Source organism: Gottfriedia sp. ABJ_BB2_2 (assembly GCF_055484705.1).
In genome coordinates this window covers 1-15,047 of sequence record NZ_JBVFKR010000009.1, presented here as the reverse complement: position 1 = coordinate 15,047, position 15,047 = coordinate 1, and the positions used below count along the sequence as shown (strand labels likewise).

The window sequence follows — 15,047 nt, the reverse complement described above, 5'->3', positions numbered from 1 at the left end:
TCTGTCAAACAGTAATTTTATTTCAATTCTCAATGAATAAAGATTGTTGTTTTCCATCCCTTCAAATAGCTCGATCTTCATGTCGCGTGCAAATGAGTTCCACAAGATTGATTAAACTTTTAGCTGCGACATTACTTCGCTAAAATTGTAAGAGTGTATAAAAAAGTACTACCAAACTCTAATGGTAGTACTCCTCAAATGATTAGTTAGGTTTAAACTAACGTGAATATTCATGAACTAGATTAAAAATTTCAACACGATCTCTACCGCTATTTTTCGCAACATAAAGTGCCTGATCAGCTTCTCTAATCAAAGATTGCATCGTTTTATTATCGTCTCCAATCAAAAATTGTGTAGATGTAATCCCAAAACTTGAGGTTACCTGAATTTCTTGGTCATTTATGCTTGTCTTCCATTCAGCTATTTTCTCTCGAAGGTCATCGGCCATTTTATATGCCTCAAGAATATTTGTATTTGGCAAACAAATAACAAACTCCTCTCCGCCGTATCGTCCTATAAGATCCGAACTCCTTAAATGATCCTTTGCTATTTTTGATACACTCGATAACACAATATCTCCCACTTCATGACCAAAAGTATCGTTTACACTTTTAAAATGATCTATATCAAACATTATGACCGCAATATTCTCTCCCATAGCTTTTATCTCATTAAATACTTCTTCATATCTTTTCATAAAAAATGATTTATTAAATATTTGAGTTAGTCCATCTATACTTGCAAGACGCTTTAATTTTTTTAGTAAATAGACTCTTTCCGTTATATTCGTAAACGTAAGAATCTGCCCTATCATCATTCCATTTTTATTCATAACAGGTGCAAAACGAATATTGTAGTGAATGTTTTGCCTATTAATAAACAATTCATAATCACAAGATTGACCTTTGTCTATTAACTCTAATAAATGTTGATGGTCATTTAAAATGTCTTTAATTGGTTTACCAATCACATGTTTATTTAAAATAGGTAAAACATCTTTCATGGCATGATTGTAGTCCAATATTCTCTTATTTTGACTCAAAACGATTACTCCGTCTTTCATACTTTCAAATACGGTATCTCTTGCGATTGGCGCAACATTAAACATTTGAAAAGTTAGAAGTGCTGATCCGTGAAATAAAAAAGAAATACTCATCGATACAGGGCCTAAATCGATTCCATAGGGACTTAATCCATTTAAATAAAAATGATTAGCCACGATTGGCATGATAAGACCAGCTACCATCATGAATATTTGGATTTTAAATCGAAATACAGCTTTTCTTAAACGCACAAGTAACATAATAATACTGATCATTAGACATAAAAAGAGATAAATTGAATGGACATAAAAAAATATACCATACTCTAGTTCTACGATTGGAAAAGGTAGATCGCTTCTTAGACTAACCGATTTGTAATATAGATGATGAAGATCATTCGTATCATGCATGAAGATTGTTACGATTGGTGCTATAAAAAGAATATAGTAGACCCATTTCTTCTTTAACCTTATTCCGAGGTACTCTAAACACATCAACAAAATAAATACTGGAATAAATGGCATTGCAAGATACTCAATCTTTAACCAAAATTTTATCTGCTCTAATGATTTACTACACAACTCAAATGCATAAGAGTATGTAAATATAGTAGATAAAATGGTTACAGCAATATAAGGCCTCGCACCAGGTGCATTTTTCAGATTAAGATGAGCATATAAAGATAAAAATAGACTTAATGAACCTGCAAATATAATAACTAATACATAAACTAATAATTCTTGAGGCATCCTTCATTTACTCCATCTGTTTTTATTGAATAGATTGTTTTGTTAATAAAATCTATTGAAATTACACCAAGTTACTGATTATAAGCAGTTCACACGCGGTTAAAACTTACTTATTGTTGAGTCTATATTCCTTCAACCATTTGTTTTCCCGTTGTAATATATCATTAAGATATCATTACCGTTTTTTCTATCATTATCTTAACACATTTTATTTATTTTTTTAAAATTCTAAGTATACACAACACAAAAAGAGCTCTTCCATTAAAAGTGGAATGCTCTTTTTTTAGAACAATTTAGTTACCTAGTACTTCCAACGTTGGCTTCATATTTTATTATAAGAAAAATTTTTTATTTTTTAGATATAGTAGATTATTTTACCTTTTTGCACAAGATATGTTATAGGGATATACTAAAAAACTCACATTTTGTAGTTTCCTTATATTGAAATTCCCGCTGATATATCAGTGTTTTTTTCAGAAATTCATTTTACAGAATGCTCTAACTTATTTTATAATCATTAGTATTGCTATTTTTGCAAAAATTTTACAACAAGGAGATGAAATTCATGACAGAATTTATTTCAGTACTAAATGACTATTTATGGGCCAAATTAATTGTAATTTTCTTAGTTGCAATTGGCTTATTTTTAACAGTGTATTTAGGCTTCTTACAAATTAGATTTTTCCCTGAGATGGTCCGTCTATTAGGGGATGGTCGTAAGAATAAAGACAAAGACAAAAAAACTGTTTCATCATTACAAGCATTCATGATTGGGATGGCTGCACGTATTGGTACTGGTAATATTGCTGGTGTTGCTACAGCAGTCGCATTAGGTGGTCCTGGTGCAGTATTTTGGATGTGGCTTATCGCACTAATCGGTTCTGCTTCTGCATTCGTAGAAAGTACATTAGCTCAGGTTTACAAGGTTAAAGATGGTGACTCTTGGCGTGGAGGACCTGCTTATTACATGGAAAAAGCTTTAGGAAATAGAAAGCTTGGTATTATCTTTAGTATTTTAATTACTTTATCATTTGGTCTTATTTTTAATGCTGTACAAGCTAATACAATCGCCGCTTCAATAGATAATGAATTTGGCATCAGTACGTCAACTACTGCAATTGTGCTTGCAATTATTACTGCTATCATTATTTTTGGTGGAGTACATTCGGTAGCAAAATTCTCTACAGTTTTAGTACCAATTAAAGCTGGTGTTTACATAATATTAGCGTTATGGGTAATGATTGCTAATTTCGATATCTTACCAAACGTTTTCGGTGCAATTTTCTCTGAGGGTGTATTTACTTTCAAGCAAATGTTTGGTGGTGTAATGGGTGCTGCAGTACTTCATGGAATTCGTCGTGGATTATTCTCGAACGAAGCAGGTATGGGTTCTGCACCAAACGCAGCAGCTACAGCAGATGTTACTCACCCTGTAAAACAAGGATTTATACAAGCTTTAGGGGTAATTGTAGATACATTTATCATCTGTTCATCTACTGCTATGATCGTATTAGTTTCAGGTGTTTACAAAACGTCTGAATTAACGGGTATTCCTTTAACACAAGAATCATTACGTGTAAGTCTTGGTGACTTTGCAGCAACATTTGTATCTATTTCTGTATTCTTATTTGCTTTAAGTACAATTATGGGTAACTACTACTATGGTGAATCAAATATTAGCTTCATGAAGAATAGTAAAAAAACAATTTACCTATATCGCTTTGCTGTAATTGGAATGGTATTATTCGGAGCACTATACAGTGCAGAATTAATTTGGTCTTTAGCTGATATCTTTATGGGACTAATGGTTTTAGTAAACTTATACGCAATTACGCGTCTATCTAAAGTTGCTAAAGCTCTATTAGTGGACTATATCGCGCAAAAGAAAAAAGGTGTGGATCCAGTTTTCCATGCAGATTCCATTTCAAATCTACCAGGTCGTGAGCATTTAGAAGCTTGGGTTGACGAAAAAGAAGTTAATAAACAAATTGGATAATTAATTTTAAAAACCATCATTGCATAGTATTTGAACTATGAATGATGGTTTTTTATTTTCATTTTTAAGTTTTAAAAGTAATGCATTGATCCTGTACAGACTCATGAAATTACTAGTAGAAAAGATATTCAAAAATAACAATTTATTTAAATAAAAAAAGTACAGACTGAAACGAAATCTCCAACCCGTACTTAACCAATCTATTTCATTCGTTTTTTATATACCTTCATCGAAATCAAGTAAAACAAAATCCCAATCCCAGCTAACCATATTACCGCTGTTAAAAGGTCACCATAGTTCGGATTTCCAGCTAGAAGTGAACGCACACTTTCAGCAAGTGGTGTCATTGGTTGGTTTTCGGCAAAAGCACGAAGCTTGCTACCCATGTTATTTGTCGGAACAAAGGCTGAACTTACAAACATTAGACCCATTAACAGATACGAGAACACGCTTGCACCTTCATAAGATTTTGCCATAAGTCCGAATGCTACCGCCATCCAAGTGAAAGCGAAAATGGTAAGAAGGATCATACCTAATGCTATTGTCCATTCCACAAAATTAGCGTGAGGACGGAACCCCATAAGGAAGGAAATGAGAATCACCGCAGCAACTGACAATAAGTTTAATAACAAAGTGGAGATGACATGCCCTCCTAAAATTGAAGATTTTGCGATTGGCATGGAATGAAAACGGTCAAAAATCCCTCTTGTCATATCCATATTCACCCTTACCGCTGTGTATGAAATCCCCATTCCAATACACATTAGCAGAACTCCAGGAACGATAAAATTAACATAATCCGATTTATCCATTGTCATGGCGCTTCCGAAAATGTAGACGAATGCCAGCATCAACATAATAGGCGTAAGGATTGTAGTGATGATTGTATCTACACTACGAAGGGAATGCTTCATCACCCGTCCGCTCATCGTCATTGTATCACTTATTAAATGTTCTTTACTCATCGTTATTCCGCTCCTTTCTTAGCTATGACCGCAAGGAAAATTTCCTCAAGTGTCGGCTGTTTTTCCACGTATTCTACTTTTTTAGGTGGAAGAATTGCTTTAAGCTCTTCCATTGTACCTTGCACGATAATTTTTCCATCATGCAAAATGGCAATGCGGTCTGCTAATTGTTCAGCTTCTTCTAAATATTGAGTAGTCAGAAAAACTGTAATACCAGCTTTCACCATATCTCGAATCACATCCCATAAAGCCAAGCGTGCTTCCGGGTCAAGTCCAACAGATGGTTCATCAAGAAAAACAAGTTCAGGTGAGCCAAGCACTGTCATAGCCAAATCTAAACGACGTTTCATCCCACCAGAATAAGTGGCAAGAGCACGATCACCAGCTTCTATTAGATCAAAGCGACGCAGACTTTCCTCTACAGCTTCTTTGCGATTTGGTAAATGGCGAAGTTTTGCAACCAATTCAAGATTTTCACGTCCGCTTAAAATATCATCTACTGCCACGTTTTGCCCAGTCAGACTAATTTTCGCACGGACCTGCTCTGGATTTGTTCGAAGATTGGCACCGCAAACTTCAATCTCACCTTTGTTTGTTTTTAGTAAAGTAGTTAATATTTTAATAATAGTTGTTTTACCGGCACCGTTTGACCCTAGAAGCGCAAAAACACTGCCCTTTTTCACCTCAAAATCTACACCTTTTAAAACATCTTTATCTTTGAAGGATTTCTCCAGCCCTTTCACTGAAATTGCTGTATTACTCATAATTTTGTTCCCCTCCCTATTTAATGTTGAAGGCGCGTGCTCAAAGCGCGATAGCGCCCAACAACTGGTTTACTCTCCATAGATTCTTCTACCTTATTTTTTCTTACCTAAATGATCTAAAATGCTTTTGTTTAAGTTATTGCGTAACTTATCATCCCATCTTTTCGCTTGTTCAATCAGTCCATTAGCGAATGCTGTAACGTCTTCACCTGTTATTTCCAAAACGTCTTTTCCTTCTGCCGCACCATCTTCAAACAAGTCGATTAAATCGTACTGGATTCTCAGCATATCCATGCCGCTACCAGCAGAGAAACGCCACATATATTCACAAATTTTTTTATATGCTTCTGGGTAGTCGCCAGGCAAAGCTTCGACACGCGCCATCATTTCTTTATATTCTTTTTTGTCGTTTAATATCTTTTTGATGAAATTTACCATGGTATTGAACCCCCTATTTATTTTTATTCGTCCATATTTTTACTTGCTGTTCAACTCTACTTTCAATTTCCTTATTCAACTCTACTTGCTCACCTAATTTAATCCCGGATTCCTCATCTAACTTTGAAACAGCCATTAATTCGTCGGCAAATGCTGCCACATCTTCGCCAGTAACGTCTAGGACATGCTTGCCTTCTGCTGCACTTGCTTCAAACAATTCATATAAATTGATAATTTCTTCACCAAATCCAAAACCGAAATTCCACATGTACTTTTGAATCTTTTTAAATACAAAGGCGTAATCCTTCGGTAGCGCATTTACTTTTTTCATAAATGCTTTGTATTCCTTCTTGCTTTCCAAATCTCCAATGATTAGATCTATAAATTTCTTCATATTACTTCTCCCCCTTTAAAATATTAATTTTTGATGAAAGAAAATCCCATTTCCCCCAAAATTGTTTTAATTCCTCATGTCCAGCTTCGTTTAATGAATAAAACTTACGAGGCGGCCCCATTTCAGATGGTTTTTTTTCAATATTCACCAGCTTTTTCTTTTCCAGTCGTACCAAAATGGTGTAGACAGTACCTTCAACAACCTCTGAAAATCCAAGATCATTAAGTCGGCGTGTAATCTCATAGCCGTAAGTATCACCTCGACTGATAATTTCAAGCACACAACCTTCCAATGAACCTTTAAGCATTTCTGTTAAATTTTCCATGGTATACACCTCCTTATATATATAAATTAATTTTCTTTTTAGTATAGCTATTTAGTAACACAGATATTCAGTATCACTTAGTAGTGTTGAATAAAAAACTCTAAATAACTTAAGAAACAAGGATTTCATAAGTGTTAACCTTTATTTATCCTTTCAGCTATTTAGCATTACTGATATTCTGTGTTACTTAGTAATAGTACATTGTATTACCGAGTAGCTAAAATGTGAACCTATTTTTAAAATTTTTTTAAAAAACATTCTCTATTTAGTATTACAGATATTCTGTATTACTTAGTACCTGTATATCGTAACACTAAGTAGTGAAGTTTGTAAAGATGTTAAGTAAAATTTTTTTGTTCGTACCCATAAACCCCTGCAATCCTAAAACAAAAATAGCTGCTGAATAATTTGAGAAACAAGAAATTTAGTCATGATCATCGAAAAAGAAAATGGGCTAAAGTAAATTTTCTTTTTACGATAGCCCAGATATCTACTTTTTTATAATTCGTTAAAGATTAAACTAAAAGTAACCATTAGCGATTAAAACAGAATTTTTGACATAAAAAAACCACCAACAATATGTATTGGTGGAGACGGTGGGAGTCGAACCCACGTCCAGAAATATCGGCACTTAAGCTTCTACGAGCGTAGTCAATATATTCGTATTTCGCATACTATTCAGCCTATTGACAGGCTTCCTAGTAGCTAGTCTGGTTAGTCTCTTCCTTTCCCCTCAGACGGTGAGGTCCGGCGTAGCCCACTAATGAGTGAACCCCTCTAAGCTATGCACATGGGCGATACATAGGAGGAGCCTTTAGTGCAATTAAGCAGCTAAAGAGAAATTGTTGTTTTTGCCAGTTATAGGCTTTTGCGTTTTAACGAGGCCGACCCCTCGACTCGCGACTTAAGCTCGAACTACCCCTGTCGAATCCGTAACGTCCCCATATAAAATGCACACTCGACATTTTTTCAGTCTTCGTGGCTATGAGTGACTTACGAAGCACTAAACAAAAGCTTAGCTTCATAATCTATAAAATCTGCACATCATCGTGCTCATTTATGTGTTTCATTAACTTACAAACTTATTATAGCACATTCGACATCAGTTGCAATTAACAATTGTTGTTAATAGTAATACAGAATGGAAAAGCTTCAACTATTATCCAATTAACTTTTTTGACGATCTCGGAACGCTCGCTCAACCTCACGTTTTGCTTCTTTCTTCTTCAGATCATCACGTTTATCAAATTGTTTCTTACCTTTACCTAATCCAAGTAATAACTTCGCATATCCATTTTTTAAATAGATTTTTAAAGGCACTAATGTGTAACCCGTTTCCTTTGTATAACCAATTAATTTAACAATTTCTTTATTATGAAGTAGTAATTTTCTGGTACGTAATGGTTCATGATTATATCGATTGCCTTGTTCGTACGGACTAATATGCATATTATGAAGCCAAACTTCACCGTTTTGAACTCTAGCAAATGAATCCTTTAAATTAGCCTTTCCAGCACGTAATGATTTTATTTCAGTACCTTGTAATACGATACCTGTTTCATACGTTTCTTCAATAAAATAATCATGATAACTTTTTTTATTTTGCGCGATAACCTTACCTTCACCTTTTGGCATGTTTGAAACACCTCACTATCTTGACTTATTTTACCATAAAGTGAAACCATTTTCTATGTACATAGGACTTCTCCGGACTTAATCAAAAAGAATAAAACAGTGAACATTTCATCAGTCCACTGCTTTATTTTTTATTATCTCTTCTTATTCCCTTTTGCTACTTTATCATAGAAAGGTTTTTTCTTTTTACTTTTACTTTTTGTTGGGTTAAAACGATCATCTCGTTTGTTACGTGGTTTCCCATTTCGGCCATTGTCTCTTTCTTCACTTGAAGTGGTATTATCTCCACCACGTCTACCACGTGAACTACCACCTCTATTGCGATCAGTACTTCTTTCTGTTGGTCCTCTTCCACGACCTCTACCTCGGCCTCCTGAACCGCCGCCATCTCGATTCACTGGACCTCTTCCACCACTTCGACGAGGTTTATTTGATTTCATACCGACAATTTCAAAATCAATTGCACGTTCTTCTTTATTTACATTGGCAACTCGAATCGAAACCTCATCACCAATTCTAAAGATCTTACCTGTTCGTTCTCCTACCATAGCGTAATGACGTTCATCATAGTTGTAGTAGTCATCCGATAAATCAGCTACACGAACAAGACCTTCAATCGTATTTGGCAATTCAATAAACATACCGAAGTTTGTTACTGAGCTAATAATTCCTTCATACTCTTCGCCAATTTTATCAAGCATAAATTCTGCTTTTTTCAAATCATCGGTTTCACGTTCAGCTTCTACAGAACGACGCTCCATATTTGATGCGTGCTCAGCAATGGCTGGTAATTTATCATCCCATTCACGCTTAGTATCATCATTCATTTTCCCTTGAATTAAGTAAGTACGTATTAAACGATGTACGATTAAATCAGGGTAACGTCGAATTGGTGAAGTAAAATGCGTATAGAACTCCGCTGCTAAACCAAAGTGTCCTAAATTATCAGCTTCATACTTCGCTTGCTTCATTGAACGAAGCATAACAGTTGAAATAACCGTTTCCTCTGGTTGACCGTGTACCATATCAAGAACTTGTTGTAATGCTCTCGGATGGATATCATTAGCCGCACCTTTAACTGTATAACCAAATGTTGAAATAAACTCAAAAAAGCGTTGTAGTTTTTCTTCTTTAGGATCTTCGTGAACACGATACATAAACGGAACATTTAACCAGTGGAAATGCTCTGCTACAGTCTCATTCGCAACAAGCATAAACTCTTCAATTAATTTCTCTGCTGTTGAACGCTCACGTAGTACGATGTCTTCAGGATGACCTTCAGCGTCTACAAGAACTTTCGCTTCTTTAAAATCAAAATCGATTGCACCACGATTCATTCTACGTTTACGTAAAATGCTTGCTAAATGAGCCATCTCTTCAAACATAGGAACAAGTGGCTCATAACGTTCACGTAACTCGACATCTGCTTCATCTAGAATTTTGTTAACATCACTATATGTCATTCGTTCAGTTGTCTTAATGATACTTTCGAAGATTTCGTGTTTAACGACATCACCTTTTTGGTCAATTTCCATTTCACAAGAAAGAGTAAATCGATTAACTTGTGGATTTAATGAGCAAATACCATTTGATAGTCGGTGTGGAATCATCGGAATCACTCGATCAACTAAGTAAATACTTGTTCCACGATCATAAGCTTCTTGGTCAATCGGAGAATTTTCCGTTACATAATAAGATACGTCAGCAATATGTACGCCAAGCTTATAGTGGCCATTTTCAAGTTTTGTCACAGTAACAGCATCATCTAAATCTTTTGCGTCGGCTCCATCAATCGTGACGATTTGTTGATCTCGCAAATCACGTCGAGTACCAATATCTGCTTCATCAATCTCTTCAGGAACAGCATTAGCTTGATCCATTGCTTCTTTAGGAAATTCCTGTGGTAATCCAAACTTATGAATGACTGAAAGAATGTCTACTCCTGGATCGTTTTTATGACCAAGGATTTGAACAATAATTCCTTCAGCATTTTTGCCGTTTTCAGGGAATTGAGTTAGTTCCACAACTACCTTGTGTCCTTCAACTGCACCTTGTGAATTGCTTCTTGTAATAAAAATATCACTACCAAATCGTTTATCATCTGGAACCACAAAGCCAAAGTTTTTCTGTGCTTGGAATGTCCCAACCATTTTCGTTTGACCACGCTCAAGTATTTTTACGATTGTGCCTTCACGACGAGCATCGCTTTTTTCTTTCGTAATTCTTGCTAAAACAACATCTCCGTGTAGTGCTCCATTTAAATCTGATGGTGAAATAAATACATCCTCTGCTCCCGCTTCTTCTGGAATAACAAATGCAAAACCACGTGCGTGACCAGTAAGTTTACCTCTTACTAGATTTGATTGTTCAGGTAAACTGTATTTATTGTTTCGTGAACGGACAATGAAACCCTCATCTTCTAATGTGACAAGCGCTTTGACCACTTCACGAAAATCTACAGCGTCAGTTAATTGTAATTCTTCTTCTAACCCTTGAATATTTAAAGGCTTGTAGTCTTCACTTTTCATTAATGTTAATAACTTATCTTTCCAATGTTGAAAATCTTGCATATACATTTCCCTCCTTTTCTCACCAATCCGGTTAAGGGTCTTTTATTTAAGTTTGTCCATAATAACATGATTCTACCAATCCAAATCATTCAGAAACGCCAAGACGTCTTCATGCAATTGATCCTTCTCTTGTCCGAGCGTAATAACATGAGTAGAGTTTTCATACCATTTTAATTTTTTCTGATCAGATTGAACTTCATTAAAAATAATATTTGCACTATCTGTATTAATCATTGCATCAACTCTGGATTGCACTACAAATGTAGGTGCGTAAACAGTGTCTACATTTTCACGAACTTCTTTGATTAACCCTTGAAGTTCTTTTAATGTTTTCATTGGTGCTTTTTTGAACTCTTCCATTTCTATATCTATTTGTTCCGGTGCTTTGCCTTCTCGCTTTTTAAACTCAGCAGCATATTCAAGAACACCTTCATACATAATTTCTTCACTTTTTATGTACATTGGGGAACACATTGTCACAATTCCATTTAATGGGACTGTATAACCTAGTTTCAGTGCAAATACTCCACCTAGAGATAAACCTACCGCAGCAATTTTTTCATGACCTAGGTCCTTTAAATATTGGTAAGCCTCCGTTACATCTTTCCACCAATCCTCTGGCCCAGTATGAACAAGCTCCTCAGGTGGTACCCCATGCCCCTTATAATGTGGTGCATGACATGTATAACCACGTTTTTCTAAAAATCGACCTAGCATTCTAACGTCGGCTGAATGCCCTGTAAAACCATGTAATAATAAAACTCCTCGCTCTCCACCTTCAAATGTGAAAGGCTTAGGCATTGTTACTTTCATTTATACTCACTCCAAAACTGTTCTATCCATTTTTTCATTAGATTCCTTTGTTTTTACAACTTATATACTAATGAGTTTCAAATTCATTCTAAATTACATCTTACAATCAAACTTACATAACTCTTCCCATATTAGTTTACCCTTATAGGAAGTGTTATTTTATTTTACCTTTCATTTGCATTATTTACCAATAAAGAGTTTTTTTATCTTTATGCTTATGCTTTAATGATACTTGAGGCTATAATATCTTTGTATATACATAAGAAACTTTAGGAGGCATTTTATGTTTATTAGCATTGACCAATTTATTAAAGAGTGGACACATGAAGCAGAAGGTACATTAAAATATTTAAACGTGTTAACTGACGATTCACTTGATCAAGCAATTGAAGAAGATCATTTTTCACTTGGAGAACTAGCTTGGCACGTTACTACAGCTGCTAAAGGAATCGTCTCACAATCTGGCTTACAAATTGATGTAACAATTCAAGACGAAATGCCTGGATCAGCAAAAGAAATTGCTGAAACTTACAAAAAGGTTAGTAGTGCAATAGTTGAAGCTGCAAAAGCACAATGGAATGACGAAAGCTTAAAAGAAATGAAAAATTGCTTTGGTTTTGATATGCCTGTGTTTGCAATCCTTCGTATGACACTTAATCACCAAATCCATCATAGAGGTCAAATGACAGTACTAATGAGACAAGCTGGATTAGTCGTACCAGGAATTTATGGTCCTAGCAGAGAAGAATGGGCTCAAATGAAGAAATAATTTTAAAAGAAAGAGACAACCATTCTAAGGTTGTCTCTTCCTTTATTAATCATTTAAAAAGATATCTTCTTGTTCAATAGACGATATTTTTCCCGACTTCGCGTCAATATCAATTGAATAATTTATATGATTTTTCATTAATTCGACACTATAATAAAATTTTCCATCTTCATCTTCTTTTTCTATCTCTGTAATTGTAGCGTCTTTTACTTCCGCTAATGCAATCTCTCTTGCTTCTTTAGATTTAATGACGAATCCTTCAATTTTCAATTAGCTTCGCCCAAAAATAAAAAACTAACAAAGCTTAATATCATATAACAACAAATAAAAAAGCCACCTTTAGCAGGTAGCTAGTTTATTACAGTTTTAAATAAGTTACAGCAATTGTTAAAATGAAGAATAATACTGCTACAACAACTGTTATTCTTTGTAAAACTAATTCGAAACCACGTGCTTTTTGTTTTCCGAAAAGCTGTTCAGCTCCACCAGAAATCGCACCTGATAATCCATTACTTTTACTTGATTGAAGTAAAACTAGAACAATCATAAGAACTGAAACGATAATTAATAAAACAGATAAAAACGTATGCATTTCTTCACCTCCACAGTAAACACTGTTACTTATTATTCTACTATGAAGAACAGTTTACTTCAAGATGAGAGTACATGTTGTTCTATCCATGTTTTAACATCTAGGTAAACATCATCTTTATTTATTTCGTGTAGCATTTCGTGACGTCCCTCATCGTATAGTTTCATTGTTAAATCTATACAACCTAAATTTTTATAGAGCTCGTAAACTTTTTTCACGCCATCACCATTTTGACCAACTGGATCTTTGCTACCTGAAAAAATATAAATAGGTAAATTTGTTGGCGTTTTTCTTATTTCTTCTTTTCGGTGGATAATCCCAACACCTTTTAAAAGCTCTCGGTAATAACTTGGAGAACAAATAAACCCACAATAAGGATCTTTTATATAACGATCAATTTCAGCTTCATCTCGAGTTAGCCAATCATACTTTGTTCTTGGAAATTTAAAATGATTATTAAAATTACCAAATGTTAAAAAGTCTAATAGCTTACTTCTTCCTTTGTCACCAATAATGAAGGATTCAGAGCCTGATAATAATACCCCTAACTTTCTTAAAATACCAGGATCAAATCCCGTACCAGATAAAATTAACCCATCGTATAGCTGTCCATCTAATTGAACGACACGTCTACTTAGGTAAGACCCCATGCTATGACCGAATAAAATAAGCGGAACACTCAATTCTTCCTTTATGATTTTTGTTATATAAATAATATCTTTAGCAATTTGGTCCCATGCAATTTTATCTCCAAAATAACCTAAGTCATCTTCACTCTTTGCCGTTTTTCCATGTCCTCTTTGATCATGAATATAAACCGCAATATTTTGATGAACTAAGTATTCAATGAATTTTTCGTATGCGCCCCCATGTTCAGCCATACCATGTACAATTTGAACGACTGCAATCGGTTGATCCGGAATAAATTTTCTAACATAAATTTTCGTTCTATCTTCGGCCGAAATTAACCCTTCCCAGTTTTTCATCTTAACCCCTTCATTTCATATGTAATAAGTAACTATTGTTTAATTTATCGTATGTTATTAAATGACCTTTTTAGCACTGATAAAACTGAAAACTAACCAGTATATATACAATACAATCATTTTAATAGTATACCAAAAGTAACCTTTTAAGTATTCGAGAAATCCGCTATTGATTCCTTCCCGTTTTATAAAGCAGTTTGGTTCATTTTGCTTAGAATTTATTAATTAGGGAAAATTGATAGTAATGAATTTTTATATGGAATAAAAGAGGTGTTGAAAATGAAAAGAGGTTTTCAAACGATATTAAGTCTTGGTTATACCATATTAATGGTTGCTCTATTCGTAATCTTTTTCTTAAAAGGAGATACGTATCGATATCAAATTGCAATAGGCGGTATCATATGCGGTCTCATTCCATTTGCTTTAGATAAATTTTTAAAAATACGATTTACTTTACCATTCATCATTTCATATTTTGCTTTCTTAGTCGCTTCACAATGCCTTGGTTCAATGTTAGGACTCTATTCATTAGGTTGGTGGGACACACCATTTCTACATTTACTAAGTGGTGCATTAATATCCTTCCTCGCTGTCGATTTAATGGAAAAGTTCACAACTGATCAATCAAGGAGCGAAATGTCGGCCTGGTTTATATTTCTGTATGTACTCTCTTTTGGAGTATTTGGAGGAGTACTTTGGGAAATTTATGAATTTAGCGCAGACCAATTCCTCGGAACAACAACCCAAGGTGGAGGAAACTTCGACACAATGACAGACCTAGTAGCAGACACAGTAGGAGCACTAATCATAGCAATCTGGGTTGCTAGAAGATCAAAAGTTAAAACGATAAAGTAGAAAGAAAAGTGGAAGCGCCTCGCTCAGCCCCGACAAGCATAAGACAAGGACTAGAAAAGTTGCTTTTTAACTTTTATTGGCATTGGCTTATGACCTCGAGGGGCTAGGCGCTGGAACTAGACAATAAGAAAAGTGGAGGCAACTCGCCCTGCC

The 15,047-nt window shown here is 34.8% G+C and carries 15 protein-coding genes and 1 other RNA gene; 3 read left to right on the top strand and 13 right to left on the bottom strand.

All coding sequences use genetic code 11. From position 1 onward, the window contains the following. Positions 1-217: 217 nt before the first annotated feature. Positions 218-1,792: a histidine kinase N-terminal 7TM domain-containing diguanylate cyclase gene (locus ACX6U0_RS16890; RefSeq protein ID WP_464961044.1), complete on the bottom strand. Its 1,575-nt coding sequence runs from the start codon at positions 1,790-1,792 to the stop codon at positions 218-220. Positions 1,793-2,348: 556 nt separating this feature from the next. Here ACX6U0_RS16890 and ACX6U0_RS16885 point away from each other — a divergent pair. Continuing rightward, positions 2,349-3,788, top strand: a complete 1,440-nt coding sequence (locus tag ACX6U0_RS16885; RefSeq protein WP_464961153.1) for an alanine/glycine:cation symporter family protein — start codon at positions 2,349-2,351, stop codon at positions 3,786-3,788. A 200-nt stretch (positions 3,789-3,988) separates the two neighbouring features. On the opposite strand, the gene ACX6U0_RS16880 is transcribed toward ACX6U0_RS16885, so the two are convergent. From ACX6U0_RS16880 to ACX6U0_RS16840, 9 genes are all read right to left on the bottom strand, one after another. Then, on the bottom strand, positions 3,989-4,717 hold the full coding sequence (locus ACX6U0_RS16880) for an ABC transporter permease (RefSeq protein ID WP_464961043.1): 729 nt from the start codon (positions 4,715-4,717) through the stop codon (positions 3,989-3,991). A 38-nt stretch (positions 4,718-4,755) separates the two neighbouring features. After that, positions 4,756-5,517, bottom strand: coding sequence for an ABC transporter ATP-binding protein (locus ACX6U0_RS16875; protein ID WP_464961042.1), 762 nt, complete (start codon positions 5,515-5,517; stop codon positions 4,756-4,758). 93 nt (positions 5,518-5,610) lie between these two features. Beyond that, on the bottom strand, positions 5,611-5,955 hold the full coding sequence (locus ACX6U0_RS16870; protein WP_464961041.1) for a DUF1048 domain-containing protein: 345 nt from the start codon (positions 5,953-5,955) through the stop codon (positions 5,611-5,613). Positions 5,956-5,968: 13 nt separating this feature from the next. Then, positions 5,969-6,349, bottom strand: a complete 381-nt coding sequence (locus ACX6U0_RS16865) for a DUF1048 domain-containing protein (protein ID WP_464961040.1) — start codon at positions 6,347-6,349, stop codon at positions 5,969-5,971. A 1-nt stretch (position 6,350) separates the two neighbouring features. After that, positions 6,351-6,674 (bottom strand): PadR family transcriptional regulator, encoded by a 324-nt coding sequence (locus ACX6U0_RS16860; RefSeq protein ID WP_464961039.1) that lies wholly within the window; start codon positions 6,672-6,674, stop codon positions 6,351-6,353. 585 nt (positions 6,675-7,259) lie between these two features. Beyond that, positions 7,260-7,617, bottom strand: a transfer-messenger RNA (tmRNA) gene (gene ssrA, locus ACX6U0_RS16855). Between the two features lie 224 nt (positions 7,618-7,841). After that, positions 7,842-8,309 (bottom strand): SsrA-binding protein SmpB, encoded by a 468-nt coding sequence (gene smpB / locus ACX6U0_RS16850; protein WP_464961038.1) that lies wholly within the window; start codon positions 8,307-8,309, stop codon positions 7,842-7,844. A gap of 134 nt (positions 8,310-8,443) precedes the next feature. Further along, positions 8,444-10,879, bottom strand: a complete 2,436-nt coding sequence (gene rnr, locus ACX6U0_RS16845) for a ribonuclease R (RefSeq protein ID WP_464961037.1) — start codon at positions 10,877-10,879, stop codon at positions 8,444-8,446. Positions 10,880-10,951: 72 nt separating this feature from the next. After that, positions 10,952-11,692 (bottom strand): alpha/beta hydrolase, encoded by a 741-nt coding sequence (locus tag ACX6U0_RS16840; protein ID WP_464961036.1) that lies wholly within the window; start codon positions 11,690-11,692, stop codon positions 10,952-10,954. Between the two features lie 283 nt (positions 11,693-11,975). On the opposite strand from ACX6U0_RS16840, the gene ACX6U0_RS16835 reads away from it, so the two are divergent. Then, the gene (locus ACX6U0_RS16835) at positions 11,976-12,461 is read left to right on the top strand and encodes a DinB family protein (protein WP_464961035.1); all 486 of its coding nucleotides are present in this window, start codon (positions 11,976-11,978) and stop codon (positions 12,459-12,461) included. Between the two features lie 45 nt (positions 12,462-12,506). Here ACX6U0_RS16835 and ACX6U0_RS16830 read toward each other — a convergent pair whose 3' ends face one another. The 3 genes from ACX6U0_RS16830 to ACX6U0_RS16820 form a co-directional block, all read right to left on the bottom strand. Further along, positions 12,507-12,731, bottom strand: a complete 225-nt coding sequence (locus tag ACX6U0_RS16830) for a PepSY domain-containing protein (protein WP_464961034.1) — start codon at positions 12,729-12,731, stop codon at positions 12,507-12,509. An 88-nt stretch (positions 12,732-12,819) separates the two neighbouring features. Beyond that, a complete protein-coding gene (gene secG / locus ACX6U0_RS16825) occupies positions 12,820-13,053 on the bottom strand; it encodes a preprotein translocase subunit SecG (protein ID WP_088000739.1) in 234 nt (77 codons plus the stop codon). A gap of 59 nt (positions 13,054-13,112) precedes the next feature. Further along, positions 13,113-14,039 carry an alpha/beta hydrolase gene (locus ACX6U0_RS16820; protein WP_464961033.1) on the bottom strand — a complete coding sequence of 309 codons (927 nt, stop codon included), beginning with the start codon at positions 14,037-14,039 and terminating at the stop codon, positions 13,113-13,115. A gap of 279 nt (positions 14,040-14,318) precedes the next feature. Here ACX6U0_RS16820 and ACX6U0_RS16815 point away from each other — a divergent pair, with 279 nt between their 5' ends. Then, positions 14,319-14,894, top strand: a complete 576-nt coding sequence (locus ACX6U0_RS16815) for a DUF2238 domain-containing protein (RefSeq protein ID WP_464961032.1) — start codon at positions 14,319-14,321, stop codon at positions 14,892-14,894. The last annotated feature ends 153 nt before the right edge of the window (positions 14,895-15,047 follow it).